Origin of the sequence: Alteromonas hispanica (assembly GCF_010500915.1) — a bacterium.
In the GTDB taxonomy this organism is placed as follows: domain Bacteria; phylum Pseudomonadota; class Gammaproteobacteria; order Enterobacterales; family Alteromonadaceae; genus Alteromonas; species Alteromonas hispanica.
In genome coordinates, this window is sequence record NZ_JAAAWP010000003.1 from 264,993 (window position 1) to 283,099 (window position 18,107).

At 42.0% G+C, this 18,107-nt stretch carries 13 protein-coding genes and 1 pseudogene; 3 read left to right on the forward strand and 11 right to left on the reverse strand.

What is annotated here, in order from left to right; all coding sequences use genetic code 11:
• Nucleotides 1-6 precede the first annotated feature (6 nt).
• The 4 genes and pseudogenes from GTW09_RS06655 to GTW09_RS06670 form a co-directional block, all read right to left on the reverse strand.
• Nucleotides 7-2,097 (reverse strand): Tle-like phospholipase domain-containing protein, encoded by a 2,091-nt coding sequence (locus tag GTW09_RS06655; protein ID WP_163111044.1) that lies wholly within the window; start codon nt 2,095-2,097, stop codon nt 7-9.
• Between the two features lie 31 nt (nt 2,098-2,128).
• Nucleotides 2,129-2,254 (reverse strand): four helix bundle protein, encoded by a 126-nt coding sequence (locus GTW09_RS17550; RefSeq protein WP_239059301.1) that lies wholly within the window; start codon nt 2,252-2,254, stop codon nt 2,129-2,131.
• A pseudogene (locus tag GTW09_RS17795) lies at nt 2,251-2,529 on the reverse strand (hypothetical protein); the annotation flags it as partial. The gene GTW09_RS17550 and the pseudogene GTW09_RS17795, both read right to left, overlap by 4 nt.
• A gap of 158 nt (nt 2,530-2,687) precedes the next feature.
• A complete protein-coding gene (locus GTW09_RS06670; RefSeq protein ID WP_163111051.1) occupies nt 2,688-5,042 on the reverse strand; it encodes an SUMF1/EgtB/PvdO family nonheme iron enzyme in 2,355 nt (784 codons plus the stop codon).
• A gap of 130 nt (nt 5,043-5,172) precedes the next feature.
• Between GTW09_RS06670 and GTW09_RS06675 the strand changes: the two genes are divergently transcribed.
• Nucleotides 5,173-7,083, forward strand: a complete 1,911-nt coding sequence (locus GTW09_RS06675) for an FHA domain-containing protein (protein WP_163111053.1) — start codon at nt 5,173-5,175, stop codon at nt 7,081-7,083.
• A 1,585-nt stretch (nt 7,084-8,668) separates the two neighbouring features.
• Here the strand turns inward: GTW09_RS06675 and GTW09_RS06680 are convergent.
• Together GTW09_RS06680 and GTW09_RS06685 are read right to left on the reverse strand one after the other, a co-directional pair.
• Nucleotides 8,669-10,225 (reverse strand): TnsD family Tn7-like transposition protein, encoded by a 1,557-nt coding sequence (locus GTW09_RS06680; protein WP_163111055.1) that lies wholly within the window; start codon nt 10,223-10,225, stop codon nt 8,669-8,671.
• Between the two features lie 29 nt (nt 10,226-10,254).
• Nucleotides 10,255-10,575, reverse strand: a complete 321-nt coding sequence (locus tag GTW09_RS06685) for a helix-turn-helix domain-containing protein (protein ID WP_163111057.1) — start codon at nt 10,573-10,575, stop codon at nt 10,255-10,257.
• Nucleotides 10,576-10,675: 100 nt separating this feature from the next.
• Here GTW09_RS06685 and GTW09_RS06690 point away from each other — a divergent pair, with 100 nt between their 5' ends.
• Nucleotides 10,676-11,200, forward strand: coding sequence for a hypothetical protein (locus tag GTW09_RS06690; protein ID WP_163111059.1), 525 nt, complete (start codon nt 10,676-10,678; stop codon nt 11,198-11,200).
• Entirely contained in the window at nt 11,194-12,561 is a 1,368-nt protein-coding gene (locus GTW09_RS06695; protein ID WP_163111061.1) for a DEAD/DEAH box helicase, read from the forward strand. The genes GTW09_RS06690 and GTW09_RS06695 overlap by 7 nt, the downstream gene beginning before the upstream one ends.
• 45 nt (nt 12,562-12,606) lie before the next feature.
• Here the strand turns inward: GTW09_RS06695 and GTW09_RS06700 are convergent, their stop codons facing one another.
• The 5 genes from GTW09_RS06700 to GTW09_RS06720 are packed head-to-tail and all read right to left on the reverse strand — an operon-like array spanning nt 12,607 to nt 18,104.
• Nucleotides 12,607-12,771 (reverse strand): hypothetical protein, encoded by a 165-nt coding sequence (locus GTW09_RS06700; protein WP_163111063.1) that lies wholly within the window; start codon nt 12,769-12,771, stop codon nt 12,607-12,609.
• Nucleotides 12,758-15,163 (reverse strand): AAA family ATPase, encoded by a 2,406-nt coding sequence (locus tag GTW09_RS06705; protein ID WP_163111065.1) that lies wholly within the window; start codon nt 15,161-15,163, stop codon nt 12,758-12,760. The genes GTW09_RS06700 and GTW09_RS06705 overlap by 14 nt, the downstream gene beginning before the upstream one ends.
• Nucleotides 15,157-15,417 (reverse strand): hypothetical protein, encoded by a 261-nt coding sequence (locus GTW09_RS06710; RefSeq protein ID WP_239059302.1) that lies wholly within the window; start codon nt 15,415-15,417, stop codon nt 15,157-15,159. Before GTW09_RS06710 ends, GTW09_RS06705 begins: the two co-directional genes overlap by 7 nt.
• A 9-nt stretch (nt 15,418-15,426) precedes the next feature.
• Entirely contained in the window at nt 15,427-16,623 is a 1,197-nt protein-coding gene (locus tag GTW09_RS06715; protein ID WP_163111067.1) for a restriction endonuclease subunit S, read from the reverse strand.
• 2 nt (nt 16,624-16,625) lie between these two features.
• The gene (locus GTW09_RS06720) at nt 16,626-18,104 is read right to left on the reverse strand and encodes a type I restriction-modification system subunit M (RefSeq protein ID WP_163111069.1); all 1,479 of its coding nucleotides are present in this window, start codon (nt 18,102-18,104) and stop codon (nt 16,626-16,628) included.
• Between the last annotated feature and the right edge of the window lie 3 nt (nt 18,105-18,107).

Genomic DNA, 18,107 nt, shown 5'->3' on the forward strand with positions numbered 1-18,107 from the left:
TTTTACCTAACGATTGCGAGGAATAAATGGTTGTATCTCGCTGCGCTTTTTAACCGAATTACCCGGCGCGTTGACCTGTAAAGTTTTCCTTATGCTGCGTTGGATTTGCTCGCCCAACTTATTTTGTCCCATAAAAGTTAGCTGTATCTGGTAGTTACCCTGTTGACTGGGAGAAAAAGACCAAAGAGAAGGCTGCTGTTCATTGGCAAATAGTTGACTTTGATAACTCGGTGTTTCATCTATCTGTTTTTTCGTTCCGTCTGGCCTGATGATGTAACCGGCGACTTTCTGCCAATCTATGCGATCGCTATCATCTACCATTATTTCGTATCGGCCTCCCTCTTCAGGCACAGTTACGTTGTCTGAGATTTTGAGTACTTGAAGTGATTCATGCGTAAAAACGCGAGTGGTTGCTATTTCAGGTTGCGGTAATTCAACACCGACAAGCTGGATCTGCCAAAGGCCTGACTCGGGATTTTCGATTCGGATCATGTCGTATGTTTTCTCTTCAATTCCGAATTTTCCCTTAGCAGCATCGTCTATAGTGTACCTGCGTCCAGAAGGTGAAGTAACGGACAAATCAATATCGCTTCCTCCCCAACTGTTAGAAAAGTAGACTGACTTTAAGCCTGACTCTAGAGATACCGTATAGTTTTGGATTTGGCCTTGACTGATCAGATCATTTATAACTAATAAATCTTGCTGATCGGTGGCTTGCCCGAATAGATTATGAATAACTCGACTTAATTGCTCAGCATTCGCAGCGTATTCATAATTACCGCCTGTATGCGCTGCCAAGCGACTGAGCGTACTTTGGTCCGCTTGATTCGACAATGCAATCGTATGGATTGGCACATGGGTAGGAATATGGTCTTTGATACTCGTCGAATTCAACTTGTTATCTCGACCATCACTCAATAGCAAAAATTGACTATTACTGCTGACTAGTTGGTTCATCGCTAAAGTAATCGCGGAGACAATATCAGTACCGCCGTTTGAATCAATGCGCTTAGCCGCATTTAACAGTTTTTGCCTGTTAGAACTGCCCCATTTACCTACACGAACCGGTGTACTTAGCACTCGGCTATCTGAGTCGAATTCAACAATGCCAATGTTAGCGCTATCAGGAGCAGCATTAACCAGTGACTCTAAAGCCTGTACTCTCAGATCCTTTGGATCTGTTTTTTGCATGCTGCTAGAGCTGTCTATCATGACAATGACGTCCATTCCTTTGTCTAAGGAGTGTGTATCAGAGTTGGCATAATTGGCTATGGTATTTCGTAAATTTTGAATGTTGTGAACATCTAGTAGAAAACGCGCCATAGCTTTGGAGTTTTTGCGAATGTCATTCCATTTAATTACCGACATTGTGTCGGTAATCTTGAGCAACATATTATCTTCTACTGAATACTCTCCAAGGGTTAACGGTACGGTAATTTTGTCACCTCGTTGAGGAACAAGCCGAAACACCAAATCCTCCGCTTCCACATCTTTTTGCTCATTTAAGGTCGCAATTCCATTGCTAACAACCAATGTTATAGATGGTAAGTATGGTCCTTTTCTGGTTGCCACACCTGTTAATGATAGTCCAAGAGAATTAAATACAGTTGCAGGCACATTGATATGGCTGGCCGTAAATTGCGCCAGTGCTCCGCCAAGTGAATGTCCAGTAATATGAGATACTTGATATTCTTTTTGTATTAGGTGCGCAAAATCTAAAGAAGAGTCAAATTGGTCCTGAATAATAATACTGGCTATTGAGCGCTTGTCTGCGACTAATGATAGAGCATTGTTTATCCAGTCTTCCCAAGAGGTCGTTCCCTCAAACACTATGACAACTTCTCCAGTGCGAATGTGCTTATAAGCTCTGGCGTAAAACCCATTACCGAGTGGGTCCTCTTCAATCATTTCCCAAGTAGAAAAGCTGGCATCAACATAAACTTTATAGGCAAGGTCTGCATATGGGAGTATTTGTTTGGCTTGTTGCGCCGTAAGCTCTTGAGCACGAAGATTAAAGACAACTAAACAAAACGCTACAAAAATGAATGAAACTAAGCAACGCGCTTTTTGAAATAGAAGTGTTCGTTTAATGAGCATGAGTTACATTACCTTTGAAACACAAAATGATTTAAAGCGCTGACTCAAGCTCTTCACCGAGAGTAAAACGACGTTGTCGGGGTAGCTTGTCAATAGTGGGTACCATCCATTTTAAGCATTGATGGCAATGCTCAATTACTTGCGGTGTTGATTTCATATAGTCCCTTTTAATCGCCTTAAAAGAAAAAACATCCCTGTCTGCACTATTTGCCATTCCCATCCATTGCGAAGGCAGGACAAACACCATGGACACCCTTTAATACACTTTGTATATCCGTAAATACACAAACATTGGCCATTGCTACCGCAATGACGGGCGGACTGGGCTAAACGAAAACCGTTGTTGTTCCTGCGTTTGTCGATGTTGTTCCTGTTACGGTTCGAGGCACGCATGTTCCTCGGTTTGTTGTTCCAAGAACCGCCGCGCAATACACGCCGACCATCGTTTAGGTGTTTGCCCTATTCACGTCAATTTACCTAACTGAAGTGAATCTGCTAGAGAATTTTAGAGCTCGCTTCGCGAGATTAAAACGGGCCACTGGCGCTTAAAATACGTCGCGGTGCGCCTAAAAGGAAACGCTCGCTAACGCTCACTGCATGTCCTGAGCTAAACGAAAACCGTTGTCGTACCTACGCTCATCAGTTCTGTCCCAGAGACGGTACGAGACACGCATGTACACCGGTAAGTTGCGCCAAGCCCCCCCGCGCAATACACGCCGACTACACGCGCCAAGTATCCAGGCACTACCGTTGCTCGGTGCTCCTTTGTAACTATCATTCCAACAATCCGCGGTCCACTCCCACACATTCCCATACAGATCATACAGACCAAATTGATTGGCCGAAAACCTTTTTACCGGTGCGGTTTGTTTATTATCCCACAGGCTACCACAGCCTTTACAATTTGCGTTGTTGCGCCCAATACCATTGCCCCAGCCGTATTGAGTGTCATTGCCAGCCCTGGCGGCATACTCCCATTCAGCCTCACTGGGCAGCCTGAAGGTTTGTCCTGTTGACCGGTTTAACCATGGAATAAACTGCTTCAGGACGTCATCGTAACTCACATTGATAACCGGCCTGTCTCCTCGCCCCCAACCTTCATCTTGGGGTATATGTTTACAACCGCCCGCACTCACGCACACATCCCACATCGCAAAAGTCACTTCGCTTTCCATGAGCTTGAAACTGCGCACAGTGACGCGGTGGCGAGGTTTTTCTTCTGAACCACACTGGCTGTCTCTCGGTGTGCACCCCATCATAAAGGTGCCTGCGGGAATAGTGACCATTTTTCCTATATAGCGTTCAACACTCTCGTACGCTTCTTTGGCTCGCGCGTACTGCTCTGTTAGTGCATTGAGCTGTGAATAATTAGGGGATAAGCGTTTTAACATTTGCAGGGCAGTGTTTGCCTGAATAAATTTCTTTGCATTGATAGCTGATTTCACTTTTTCAACAGCCACAACGATAGCCGCTTCTTTCTCTTGGCGTTTGCGCTCAGCGGTAAGTCGCACCTGCGCTTCCTCGTACCGCTTTTTTTGTTGCGCTAGTTCAGCAGACAATCCCTGTGATTGGCTGTAGCCGGGTTTGATAGCCTCAAGCGCGTCGATATAGTCTTGCGCTTTATCAAATTGGTTTGCTTTTATCGTGCTCAGTGTCAAATCGCGATATTTTTCGCTTAACCGTGTGGTCAGTGCTGCTGCCAGCGCGTTTTTCGGCTTAAGATGTTCCATCTCACTGATTTTTTCTAAGGCATTGTTGCCTTTAGGTTTAGTTAATCGTAGCGCCGCAATATCTGCTTCAGCGGCTTTAGCGAGTTCATCTAATTGTCGGGTAATGGCCAACTCAGCAAGGCGAGCCTGCGCCAATTCAGCCTCGTTTTTTTGTGGCGCGACAGGTTGGCTAGATTGCGAGCGGGATTGACTGACACTTGACGTTTGCACTTGCTGACTGACTGGTGATGAATATGCTCTTGGACTAATGTTTTGCTGATAAAAATAAACCCCTACCACCAACAGCGTCGCAATCAACGCGCCTCCCAAACCCCACTTCATCCCTTGATTGGCCGTTGCTTGGGTTTGGGCGTTTGCTCCTTGCACAACACGCGTTTTTTGACTCGCCCTGACGGCTTGGCCTTGTAATAATTTATCGATATCAGTGATGAGTGCTTGGGCGTGTTGGTATCGGCTTGCTTTGTCTTTGGCTAAGCAGTTATCCAACAGCCCTTGATAATCTTTGAGGTGCTGTGGCAACTCTGGCAGCGGATTCTGAATATGCATGATACCTACTGCCATGGTGTTATCACCTTGATAAGGCACCTGACCGGTTAACATCTCAAATAACATAATGCCTAAGGCATAAATATCACTTCTTCCGTCTAAATCACTTTCTCCTTTGGCTTGCTCAGGACTCATATAATGCGGTGTGCCGATACTCATCCCGGTACCGGTCATCTTTGTGCCGGAATTAATCGCTTTGGCAATGCCTAAGTCGGTGAGTATGGGACGGTCTGATTCATCAAAGAGAACATTTTCTGGTTTAATATCTCTGTGGACTAAGCCCTTGTTATGGGCATAACCCAAGGCGTCAGCAATGGCTTTGATAATAGTTAAACTTTGCTCTTGGGTAAGGCCTTGTTCAATACGTTGTTTTAAATCGCCACCGGGAAGCAATGCCATTGTGTAGTAGTGATAAGTAAAGCCCTCTACTTGCGCGTCACCCACATCGAAAACCGGTATGATATTAGGGTGGCTTAACGTCGCACTGGCTTGGACTTCTTTTTGAAAACGATGAATGCGTTCGGCGTCTCTTGCAAATTCAGGCGGTAAGACTTTTAAGGCAATATCACGCCCCATTACAGAATCGGTTGCCAAATAAACATCCGCCATGCCGCCTGCACCTAGCTTCCTGCCGATAGTGTATTTTCCTAGTTGTGTGCCTACTTGCATATTAAACAGTTTATATTTTTCTAATATTAAGTTTTAGACTAAAAAGCAATCAAACAGATAGCAAGTGTTTTTTGAAAAATGTAGCAGCATGATGCTATTGTGATTATATTAATCCTTAATACTCATTGATATGGAATGGAAACTAACGGCCAATGGCCACTCATATCTTCTGACAAATGAGCGTTATCTTATTGGTAGGGGGACGCATTGCGATATCGTTTTTGATGATATGAGTATCTCACTTGAGCACGCCGTGCTATCAAGAAACGGAAGCAACTGGGAACTTTGCGATTTAGACAGCACAAATGGTTTGTTTGTAAACGGCAAGCAAGTTTCCGTGGTCAAGATATCGTCCTCAAAAAAAATAGGCATCGGAGCTGAAAACGTTTTAATCGAAAGCCAATATAACTCTGTCGGCTTATCTAAAAGAAACAAATCATTTTTTTTAGGCGCTGCGGCCGCCTCTATTTTAGTCGCAGGCACTTATTTATTGCTTGAGAATAGAAACGAAACACAGAGTCCTGGGATACCCTTTGCAATCACTCACAGCACTTCTTCAACACCTGAACTTAGTGCGACAAGTATTGAAGTGGTTAAAAATGATGCCGTTTCGGATATTCAGGAAGCGCAAGCTAATATTGCTTCAAATGCAAATGTCGAGAAAAATTTTGTTATACAAGAGGAAGCGAAGAATAACGAAAACACAGAAAACAACACAAATCAAAAATACGTCGCGGCAATAATTGCTGCCCATAATAAGCAGTTGAAGCAAGCACAAGATTCCGCAGAAGCTTTTCGAAATCGGCATAAAAACACTGACATTTATCAATTGAAAGAGCGAATGGATAAGGCAATTGCTGCTTTGCCTGACGGCTCTGCCACTGAAGACGCGAAAAGCGCTGCGATTGAAGAACTATTGGCGAGAGTGCAGGAAAACAGAAAATTCCGACGCTGGTATGAAAACCCTATTCTGTTGGACTGGTCGAGAGAATTGGCTAAAAAGCTTACTCCATCAACGCAACAAAAAGTGTTGCTGGCGACATTGCATGAAGCCATTCTTTTTGAAAACCGAGATATGCCTTTAACAGCGCAAAACATTCTATCTAAGTATGTCATGCAGGATTCACCTACAGCCTATCTCTACGCATGGATACTGGGCCGTAAAAACGGGGTCCCACATCAAGTCGACTTAGTTAGCTACTACAAAAAAAATAGTCATTTGATCAGCGGGCTGAGCCATCGCGTTGGTTATTTCGCGGATTTTGCTTTGTTTAGATTTTACGAATCAGGCTTGATGGATAAAAACTTACAATGGGTTGTTCGAGCAGACCTTGAAAAAGCAAAATGGGCGTATCAAAACATGATTAGGAATAATCACTGGCTTGGGCTGTTAACAAGACTAGAGTTCTGCCATAAAGGATATCGTTTTATGGATTGCCCGAGTGACGATGAAGCTATCGAGCTATGGAAAAAAATAGCTCAAATTGCTAAATATCCAGAAGCTCAATATATCTATGCGTTATCCTATTGGGAGAACACTACACTGAGCCGGATTGATTCACGCTACTTTAAGAATCTCGAAATAGCAGATTTCTACGGTAGCTTTAATGCCCATAATCAAATCGCGAAGAACGAGAGGCGCAAACCTGTGTTTGAGTTGGGACTCAAAAAAATTGGCGCTTATAAAATCGTTCCAAACAAACAACAAAGTTGTAAGTCAGAGTTTGGTCGATACTTTGAGCAATTGAGCTGGAGCAGCCTTGTTTTTCTATCGCCAAAACAGCGGTTGAATCTTGAGCTTTTGTACAGAGACGCAAACGCCATTCGGAGCAGCGCTCGACCAGCCGTTTCATATCGGAATCGCGTTTTTCTTAGGAATGGAAAGTTTGCTTATACCGCAATTTACGGGCGATCGGTGGCCATAGGATCAGAAAGAGCCCCTATCGAAACAGAGTACAACAAACGTTTTATTGAAGAGCGGTTGATGTTATTTGACTCACAAGACACGAAGCCTAATGCTGTTTTTTGTATTTCTAAATGATTTGTTTAGATGTTGTTCCCCACAATGAAAAGTGGACATTAGAAGCAGATTACGTAAATTGGATTACGAAAGCTCTCATCTTATCCCTTGCAATTTTTTTCTAAGATAAGTTATCCATTTTTCTTTGTATTCCTCATCAGTTCTCAATCTACTTTTACTTTTTAAGGAAGGATGTCTGCAGGGAATAAAGAAATAACAACGCTCTTTTATGAATGCGTGACTCCACTGTGCGCCCTTGTCAGAAAAGCACTGTACGATTTCTTCTAAATTAGTTTTGGCATCGCTTTTCAAACCGAGAATAAGGGTACTTGACCCCTTGGGTTTTTTCAGGTTATTCGTATCGGCCTCGACCATGACTAATAGAAAGCCTTTTACTTCTACTATTGCCATAAAATACTTGAGTCGACCTTCATATGTTGTGTCAAAAATTGCCGTTCGATTTGTTGTTTCTGGCATAGGAAACCTGAAACACTTTGCTTTTTGAATTAACTTAATACCCTCGGACTTAGCAACCTCTTCAATCACTTCTTCGAATAAGGCGAATTTCTGAGGCAAATCAATATCGCACACTTCATCATCTTGGTTGATGGAGGGATTAAACTCTTGCGCATCTCCATCTTTCTCCGGAATGCCGACACCGGCAGTTTCTTTTGGTATGGCTGATTCATTGGTAGGTAAACTAGATGCTGTAGCTTTTTTTTCGTTTCCATTCGATAAATTGACAACTGGCATACCAGGAACATTAAAAGAAAAACCACTTTTACGCTGGATATCTAGGCGACTTCCATAAGCAGGGATAGCGCCTAAGTCTAACTCTGGCTCAATATCATTCTCTGGAGTACGGCCAGCTTTTTCTCCTCTTTTTCCTTTATCAATGCCTTTTCCTTTATGTTTAGGATGGTCAACCTCAATATCAGAGAATTTTTTATCAGTAGCTGCCTCAACAATATTCTCTATTCGAACGACCTCATAAAAATCACTTCCAGCATGAGACAAAAAAGAAACGTCTAATTGCCAACCATCTAGGTTAGGAGGAACGAACTTGAAACCGAGCCTACCACCATCGTTTTTAAAAGACTCAAAAATAGTAAATGCACTTTTTTTTGCTTCTTTGTCGAGTAACATCCAAGCCAAATGCGCCCTGGTGTTTTTTGTTCCGATGAAGGATACAGGGTATTTGGTACTCTCTGGGAATCTGATTTCGATTGGTGACCTGTTAAAATTTACATAGGCCAGGCTACTTAATCCATTGGCAGTAAAAACTGAACGAACAAGATGTGGGTTATGCAAAAACAAAGTTCTAGCTAGTTCGAAGCCTGTAAAACTGAATGTTCCTTTATCTGTGTTATAAAAGTATTGGTAGTGGCCCGAAGTTTTATCAACGTGCTTTATATTCAAAATATTAACGCGTTGTCGCTCACATTGCGACTGCGATACGATTTTCCTATCTTGAAACCTAAACCCTGGCGCCAAGAAACTAGCCATTTCAATAGGCAGAGATGACTTAACACCATCTTTCCACTCAACAGCGACAAAGATATCTTTATTTTTCAGCAAATTCTTAGTGCGAAATACACCATGAATTTTAACTAACTCTGTGTTTCGAGGAAGGTAGCTTAAAGCGGGGAACCATTTCGAGATCTTCTCTGATAATTCTTCTTGTAGCTTCCCGAATGTTTTTTGCGCTGAGCCTAGCAGCTCGTTCAATTTCATAAGCTTGAGGAAAAGGTTCACCTTTATTAATACAGTCAACAATAATAACGAGAACTCGTCGAATTTGGTATTCGGCAACTGTTTCGCTATATTTAATAAAAAATTGCTTACATAACGGGAGCTTGGATAAATGTCTATCTACGCCCCAACGTACTCGAAGCTTAGAGATAAACCAGCTTTGAGTCATTCTTGGCAAGGAAAGGTCTTCTCTTGACTCCCTGTGAACTTTAATAAGCTTTCTGACCAAATCTATATCACGTTTTTTCCAGTTTATCACTCTGCCAACATTGTTTTTTAAAGGTGCCGGCAAATTGCTGTTGAGCCACTCGTTGTTAAATCGATAAAGCCATGAGTACACCCGGGCGCCCTCTCTAGTTGCTCTAATGGCTTTTAAAGACGTATATTTCTGTCTTAGCCTATACCAAGAAGCTTGGTACTCAGATGCCCTCAGTTCACTTTGAGAGGATGTGTAAACACGTCGACTAGACTGCACTTTAATATTTGATGCCTCCTTAAACGCATCATCCAATAGACAACTGGGGAATAGTGCCTGAAGACATAATAAGTGATGTAGATAAGAAAAGTGTCTTCGCTGTTTGCGAAAGAAAATTTTCAGCCATGTCTCTCCTTCAGCAAGCTCTAATCCACACTCCGCTAGAAAACACTTACCCCAGTACTTAGTAAATAGTCTTTCAACCAGCTGATGGTCAACACCTTTAGAGCCCTTCAATCCAATGTCTCGAAGTCTTACATCATAAAACGATGTCCATTGAGTTGGTGGTATGTAGGGATAAGATTGGTGAAGCAACTGGTTGATGTTGCTAGCTAGCTTCAATAATTCGGGCTTTCGACAGACTAGAGCGGCCGATCGCACCGCCATGGTTGATATGGATGAAGCATCTATAAAGGTGTGGCGGCGGCTTGGCTTCAGCTCGAAGATTGAATCCACCAACATACAACGATGTTTCAGGCATACACTTACCCCAGGTAGCTGAAATTGCCGCCGCCAGTAGCTATACGCATGTTGATTTATATCCTCATTAAAACAAACAGGGCAAAAGCGATAATACACAGGAAACACCAACGATGAAGCGCTTATGCCTACCTTCATAGTAGAGTGCCTTTTTTCATTATGCGTTAGCTCATAACATATCGAAGAATATCGGTCGGGCTCAACAAAAGGCTTAAAAATAGGAAGTATGGAATGATTAGCTATCATTTCACTTGGAGAGGTCGGCCACAAGTGCTGAACATTGCTGGTCAACCGAGAAAGATGACCTTGGAGCAAAGCTGAGGGCACTATCTTTCTACTTCCAAAGAGAAGTTCTAGTGCGACTTTATCCCCCCTTACACCCTGACGAAAAACGAAACGCGCTAAGACACTCCCTAACAACTCATCGACATGAGGTACTGGAAACTGGTAAATCATCTATCCCCCTTGGTGAAAGATGAATACGACTAAGCGTCACCGTTACCTTTGGCTTCCAATAACTCTGAAATCAAAGACTTTTTACTTTCTTCATCAAGCTTAGAGATCAAGCAGGCCAATTCTGCACTTAGTTCATCTTCACAAAAGAAATAATTTAGTGGAACGTTTAGCTCTGCAGCAATTTTACGAAGCGTTTCTACATCAGGTACATGTCTGCCCTTTTCATAATGATTCATACGACCACTCGCCGAGCTTTCATCCATACCAATTCTTATTCCCAAATCTTTCTGGGAAATGCCAATGATTTTGCGGGCCTGTTTAAGGCGCAAGGGAATAGGGTTAACAGCCAAAGTATTTTCATCTTAAAAGTCTCACATACTTAGATTGTCTAAGTTTTACTTATTTCTGTATACTTAGCAATCCTAAGTTTTTATTTTCTAAGATACATTAATGACAAACGAAACATTCTCTTTGAACAATAAGTTCAAAGATCTATTGCTATGCGTTGAGGGAGACAACGTAAAAAGAAAGGAATTACTTAATATAGCCAGAGAAAGATTTGGCTTAACACCTAAGCAGGCTGAGGGGTTTGTAGCTCGCAATGTGCGTCGTTTAAAAATAAAGCGACTACTAAATACCAGCGGGAATAAAGGAGAATGTACATATCATTTTTCGAGCACTTTAAAGTGCTTAATTCGCCCAACCGAGACTGTATTAACTGACCGGCAAAAGGAGTCAGATGAGGGAAGCGAAAACCTTTCACGAGAAGAAACTAAAATACAGATATCATTGGAAATGCTACTTAGTGAACTAGAAGCTTATCGTGATATTCACGAACGTTTTCCAAGCACCCGACCCATCGTGCAAGGCTTACTCAACGAAGCAAAAAAGGAATCCACTCAACTTTACGGACGACTAAACGCTCTTAAAAAGGTCATTCAGGCTACAAATCAGAGAAGTACTTCAAAATGCTAAGAGAATGGCAGAAACAGTGTATCGCAAAATTAATAGAGCAGTATAACTGTAAACCCCATGCTTTAGTTCTTGCCACGCCAGGGGCGGGAAAAACTCTCATGGCGAGTTATTTAGCTAAGCAGTTACTCGAAGACCGAAAGATTGATTATGTAGTCTGTTTGTCGCCTTCTAAAGTAGTCTGCCAGAGCATCCAATCAACATTTGAGCATGTTCTAAAACGCCCATTCAACGGACAGCTGGGCGCTCTCGGCGTATCTCGCACATATCACTCTATGTTAAACATCAATGAGCTCATCACTAATCTGAGTTCGAGTCGAGTGTTGGCAGTCTTTGATGAGATCCACCACTGCGCCGGGGATGGAAAATCGCAGGGCAATGTCTGGGGATTGAGTCTACTTTCTACTATCCATAGCTTAGCAACATACACACTATCGCTCACTGGCACTCCGTGGCGTACTGATACGTTACCCATTCCACTTGCCAGCTACTCTAATCCAGAAGGCTGTATTCAATGTGATTTCACATATGATTTAAATGAAGCCATACAGGAAAAGGTTTGTCGAGCTCCTAATATTACAGCCATAGATACGAATCAAGTTATTGTGCGCAGGGGGCGAGAACGAAACACTTATTGTGACATTCAAGACCTTATCGAGAACGGTGATATTAGTTATCGAGTAATTTTAAGGCAACCAGAGGCTATTAAACACATGCTGTCATTAAGTATTCAGAAGTTAAGTGAACTCAGAATCACAAGTCCAAACACTGGGGGCTTAATTGTCGCGGCGTCATACACTCATGCCTTACAGATACAAACAATTTTATCAGAGCATTTTAGTAAAAGTGCCACTATCGTTTCTTACAAGCAGGAAGACTCAGCAGAACTTATTGACCACTTTCGACATGACACTAACGAATGGATTATCAGTATTGCAATGATTAGCGAGGGCACCGACATACCAAGGCTCCAAGTCTGCTGCAACCTTACGGATGTAACAACTGAGCTTTACTTTAGGCAGATACTTGGGCGTATTTTACGCATGACCACCGACCAAACAGCTATTGGGTACATGTTTATACTTGCTGAACCTAATTTAGTTAAGTATGCAGAGCGCCTAAACCAAGCCATTCCTGACTCTTATCATTATGAAAAAACGAGCCATTTGCTTGATAGCATAGAAAACTCTGACAGCCACTCTAGCATCAACGGTAATCATCAGAGTAATGACCAATTTTCGTTCTCAGAATTTGAAATAACTGATTTGTTGCTGAAAAAATCGAAAGGGTCAGTTGAACAGCCAGCCATAGCAGAGCTTTCAATGAGTTTGTTTAAATCGAAAATTATTTCGTATCACATGTGATATTCATATATTGTCTAGTTTCATTAACTTATGGGCATTATCTTTTCAATGACACCACTGTTTGCTGCGATTTTTCATTGCGTCATAAAGGCATCCAACAATACGGTACACTTCTTCAAGATGGTAATGCAACGCATCAATGATAAAATAGTTGTCAGAGAGATCAGGTGTATGGCGACTTTCATCGCGGTAGACGCTATATGTCGTCACTAGCCTCTCCAACACTTCTCATTAACGACAAAAATTGCTCACTATCTTGCTTTAGTCGTTCAATAATTCGCCTTGCAGCCGTTTGCATTTCAGGCACTTCAATAGGAGTCGCGCCCCTCTCGAATACACCAGATAAATGAGAATATTCATTGTTAATTCTGTCGGTCAAAACCGCCGGAATACTGTCTTCACCGAAAAATTTGCCAAGGGTACTTTCATTCATTCCTTGGTCTGGGTATTTGTAATACAGGTAGATCTCAAAAAACTTTCTAGCATTGTTGGCAAAACTGTAGAAGACTATGTAATTCGTGTCATCAACGCTTTCAATAGCGGCACACTTATGTATCTGATGAAAAAGGTAGTTAAACTCTGTAACGTAAGTGCTCAGATATGTTGGCATAACTTGGAATGTTGACGATTTATCCTGTCGAACAACCACAAAATACTGCTTTTGGTAGTCTACTTCCTTACCTGCTTGATTAACGTATTTGCCCTTTAACCGTTTTAAATATTTCAAAAAATCAAGATTGTGAGTTGAGACAAACAACTGTGCAAATTTTCCCTTATCGATTACTTCCGCATTCAATAATGTATATATAAAAAAAATATGATTGCCGTCGAGGGACGAGATTGGATCGTCAATCCAAATAATCGGTTTAGAGTCTTTGGTGGCAATATCATCTAACTTGGCCAAAAAATAGCAGAATGCCAGCAAGCTGCATTCACCTTCACTAAGGTGATAAGCTTTCCTACCGTCACGGATCACTTCAAATCGAATACGTTTTGCGTCTTGCGTTTGCCCTTCATCTTTTTTAGCCTCCAACGTTAAGAACTTATGCCCGAAGAAATTATTTAGATATTCGTTTACCTTTTTAGCCCCTTTTTCTTCATCGTTCAGTTCACGTCTCTTGGATGTAATTCGTGCTTGTCTTTTTCTAATATCCTCATCGATAGTCGCCTTTGATTGTTGCGCTTCGTCTCTTTTTCTCTGTAAAAATTCAATTGAATTGAGCTGTTTTTGGTAATCAATCGTGACCAAATAATCAGCGACTTCTTTCAATCGCAAGTCGGCTTTAGCCTTGGTTTGTTCACTGGCCAATGAGGTACTAAATAACTTTGATTGAGCGCAAAGGTCGCTATATTCCTGCCAGACTGGAATTAATGCTTCAGCACAATCAATTGGGTTTTCATAGTCTTTAACGTTTAAAATATCACTTTTTCGCGCCTTTAGTTGCTTGGCTAGATTGCCTAAAGCAAGCTGATAGTCTTGGGTTGCAGCTTTTAATCTGAAATCCAAGGATGTTAGTTGTGAGTGAAACTTGGAATAAAAAAAAGATTGATCAATGGTGAGTGCCATGTCTACTGCTTCGTTCTCGGTTTCTATCTTAGCAAGTAATGCATCAATCGACTTTTCTAATAGCTCAGATTCTTCATCAAAGTGCTTATCAAGCTCTGCCCATCGCTCAGCCGAAATTTCATTGTCGCAAAATGCGCATTTTTCATGCTTGTTTCGATGGTGACTACGGCCTTCATTTACCCATCGGTTAAGCACAGCATCTTTGACTAATGCCTGAATTTTGTCAGACTCACTGATCGGTTTAGTTACCAGCACCTGAACTTGTTGTGCCAAGCTCAAAAAGCTTAGCTTAGGCGGCGAAAAAACCGGTATAGCAGGCAGAATTTTTTCATCAATTAGCTTTTCGTGCTCACTCACTTGCTCTGATGTTAACTGCTGAAAATCGGAGCTACTTACGGTTGTGATATCAGCCTTTAATTTGGTAATGGTGTAGTTTTGGTCACCATAACGCTCAGGCTTGTATTTAATGCCAATATCTTTATTGGTCGCCTTATCACTCAACTGTTTTTCTAGGCTGTCATTCAATTGCTTATGATCTTTAAAAGCATTTTCGTAGGTAGCTTTAGCAACTTTCTTTTTAGCGAATAACCCTGTCTCGTTACCTTCATCGTTTGAGCCTAGTTCTACTTCAAGAACCTCAATCTCTTTTTCGATTTTATTATTATCATCACCTAAAATAGCAAATGGCTCAATGCTGTCATCAGGATTAGTAATAAATCGAAGGTTATCTCTGATAAAGTCTTCATTGAATACTCGAATGTTCTTATTATGGGTGGATAAGGCCGCGAGCGTTACTTCCGAGTTATTATCAAACTTTAGTTGAAACGAAGGCGCGCCATATTTATCTGATAAAGAACGTGTCTCTAGAGCTCGTGCAATACGCGACAGTGTTGTCTTACCTGAATAGTTGCGCCCATAGATGATGTTGATATCAACGAAGTTCTGAACAGCCCCACCTTTGTTTTTAACCTCACGATCCCAATTGAAATCATCAAATACACCAAGATTTTTTATGTACTGAACTTTTTTTAGCATTGTAAACGTCCTTGTTTAGCATATTTTTGCCAGAGGTTTTCATGGTAGTCAGTAAGTGCTGCCGAATAGTCTTTCACTTCTGTTTGAGATGAAGTTAAAGCATTAGGAGAAATAAGGCTCACATCACCGTCTTTTTCAAACCAAATAGGTTGGCCTTCTTCCAATGCAAAGCACTTTTCCAAGCCAATCAGCACTTGGTAATGAAAGGCTAGGGCAGTTGTTAACGCTGCATTTTTTGTTTGACCACCACTCATACTCCCTCCTTAGAGCTCGCCTTTAAAGGCGGAATCAAGAATTGATGCTTTAAGGTGCTTAAGAGAGTCAATTTTTGAGCTGATTTCAGCCTGTAATTGCTCTGATTTCAAAGCAAGCGCGTCCAGTTCTTTTGCGATTTTCTGCTGGGCTTCATATGACGGCAATGAAACAACAAATGACTCCATTGTCCCTTTAGTGATATGAAGCATGCCTGCTACGCCTCGAGCGTTTGCTATTGCCTCTTCAGTGATATCTTTTAGCAGCCAATAAGCATATCTGGGTGCTATCTCTAATTTTGGCTCCATTTTCCAAATATGGTAATGGTAAATCGCTTTTTCGTCGTTCCAAATAAATGCCCCGAAAGAAGTACCAGGAGTGCCTGACCACGAAAAAAGTAAGTCGCCACTTTCGCAGTACTTATTTTCATCAAGCTCTAAATCAGAATAATAGTAATTTTCTCCGCCCTTAAGGTTTTGAATTCGTATTACTTTGTATTTACCTGAGTCAAGTAGCTCTGGTTTCTTATAAGCTCGCCCGTTATATACATTAAAAATGTCTTTAATGGGTGTTGGATTTACTTCTTGATGAAACCTCTCGAATAGTGCACTCGCTAACAGCGACTTGGACGTGACTAGGTTTTCCTGCAAATGCTCAATGGAGGTGTAGATGCGGGTGAGCAGTGCGTCGAGCTTTTCGACGATGCGCTTTTGTTCTTCTTTGTTCGGTAATGGAACACTCAGGCCTTTGAGTACCGTATTGTTTACGCCTGCTTGACCAATCCATTTTTTACATATTTGATTGAAGTACCCTGAAGTTTGGAGGGAAACTAACCAATAGACTAAGAATTTACTATAGACCTTATCATTAGTAACTATCCTTGTAAGGTGGTTGCTAAATGCATAATCATAATCTTGGTCAACATATGCCGTTTTTCCGACAAGTTCTTTACTATTAGTATTGTTAAATAGAATATCACCTTTGAATATTTTTGACTTTTTTTCATCAATTTTTTCATGACTAACTTTGATTATTTGATCAAAATTCAAACAGCCACTTGTGCTTATATTGTGCGTTCTTAAATGCACGTACCCATCTGTAGTTTCAAAATTTTTGTTACATGCAAACCCAGAGCTCAGGGACGCCGTTACGTCTTTGACTTGAGCAGTAATCCAGCCTTTAGGTAATTGATTTAGAACCTGTTCCATGCTTATTTCTCCGCTAACAGGTTTTCAATTTCATCCAACAGCCCTGATACCAGCTTTTCCTTGGTGCGGATCTGCTTAAGGATATCGCTTGGCGCTAAATGCTCGGCATCTTTTTGTTTGGCTGGGTTTTTGGCAGAGAGATCATAGTCTTCTGCGAGTTTGCTGGCGGAAACAGTCCAGGAGCGATCAGTGGTTTCGCGGCTGCTATACAGCTCGACAAACTCTTTTAAGTGATCGTCTGTGATGGGTTTGTTTTTGGTGAGTTTCTGCTCTGGCTCGCATTCGTAATACCACACATCGCTGGTGCCGCCGCTGCGCTCAAAATATAGCACGTTGGTTTTAACGCCCGAATAGGGCAAAAATACCCCAGCGGGCAGGCTTAAAATAGTGTGTAGGTTAAAGTTTTCCAGCAGTTCTTGTTTGACCTGTTTGAAGGCGCTGTTGGTTTGGAACAACACGCCTTCTGGCACGACGATGGCTGCTTTGCCGCCACTTTTCAGGGTTTTCATAAAGTGCTGCAAAAACAGCAATTCGGTCGCGTTACTTTGGATAGGGAAGTTTTGCTGAATTTGCGACTTTTCTTTACCACCAAACGGCGGGTTAGCCAGAATAATGTCGTAACGGTCTTTTTCCTGAATATCGCGGATATTTTGGGTCAGGGTATTACCACGGAACAGGTTGGGTGACTCGATGCCATGCAAAATCATGTTCATCATGCCCATCACATAAGCCAGTGAGGTTTTTTCAAAGCCAAAGAAAGTATCGCGTTGGATAAAATCCCATTGCTCAGTAGAAAGCGCACTCTTTTTGGCTTTTAAGTGGTCAAAGGCTTCGACTAGGAATCCGCACGAGCCAGCCGCTGCATCGTAAATGGTTTGCCCTGCTTTTGGGTCAATGGCCTTGAGCATGGCGCGTACTACTGGGCGCGGGGTGTAAAATTCACCCGCATAACCACCGGCATCGCCCATGTTTTGCAATAAACCTTCATAGACCAGCGAGAGCTCGAACATTTCATCACTGGACTGGAAATTCAGCGTATCGATAATATCCAGCACTTCACGCAAGGTATGGCCAGAGGCGACCTTGTTGTCTAAATACTGGAAGATGGCACCAATTTTATAGGCGAAGGACTTTGGGTCTGAACCTGTAACGGCGGCATTGGCAAAGCTTTTTAAGTAAGGGAATAACTTGTTATTCACGTACTCGGTTAAGTCATCACCCGTGCGAACTTTGTTAATGTCTAACTTGCCCTCGGCATTTTTCGGGCAGGCCCAATTTGACCAGCGATGCTCTTCATCCAAAACCGGTTGATAGTCTTTTCCAGACAGCACGGCTTCATCTTCTTTTTCAGACTCGTAATCATCTAAAAATTTTAAGAACAACACCCAAGAGGTTTGCTCGGTATAGTGCATAGCACCACTAATGCCATCGTCGCGGCGCAGTATGTCGGTAATTCGGTCAATCTTTTGTTGTAATGACATGGG

Coding starts and splice junctions, on each gene's coding strand:
- GTW09_RS06655 (WP_163111044.1), bottom strand. CDS start 2,097: ATGCTCATTAAACGAACACTTCTATTTCAAAAAGCGCGTTGCTTAGTT.
- GTW09_RS17550 (WP_239059301.1), bottom strand. CDS start 2,254: ATGAAATCAACACCGCAAGTAATTGAGCATTGCCATCAATGCTTAAAA.
- GTW09_RS06670 (WP_163111051.1), bottom strand. CDS start 5,042: ATGCAAGTAGGCACACAACTAGGAAAATACACTATCGGCAGGAAGCTA.
- GTW09_RS06675 (WP_163111053.1), top strand. CDS start 5,173: ATGGAATGGAAACTAACGGCCAATGGCCACTCATATCTTCTGACAAAT.
- GTW09_RS06680 (WP_163111055.1), bottom strand. CDS start 10,225: ATGATTTACCAGTTTCCAGTACCTCATGTCGATGAGTTGTTAGGGAGT.
- GTW09_RS06690 (WP_163111059.1), top strand. CDS start 10,676: ATGACAAACGAAACATTCTCTTTGAACAATAAGTTCAAAGATCTATTG.
- GTW09_RS06695 (WP_163111061.1), top strand. CDS start 11,194: ATGCTAAGAGAATGGCAGAAACAGTGTATCGCAAAATTAATAGAGCAG.
- GTW09_RS06705 (WP_163111065.1), bottom strand. CDS start 15,163: ATGCTAAAAAAAGTTCAGTACATAAAAAATCTTGGTGTATTTGATGAT.
- GTW09_RS06710 (WP_239059302.1), bottom strand. CDS start 15,417: ATGAGTGGTGGTCAAACAAAAAATGCAGCGTTAACAACTGCCCTAGCC.
- GTW09_RS06715 (WP_163111067.1), bottom strand. CDS start 16,623: ATGGAACAGGTTCTAAATCAATTACCTAAAGGCTGGATTACTGCTCAA.
- GTW09_RS06720 (WP_163111069.1), bottom strand. CDS start 18,104: ATGTCATTACAACAAAAGATTGACCGAATTACCGACATACTGCGCCGC.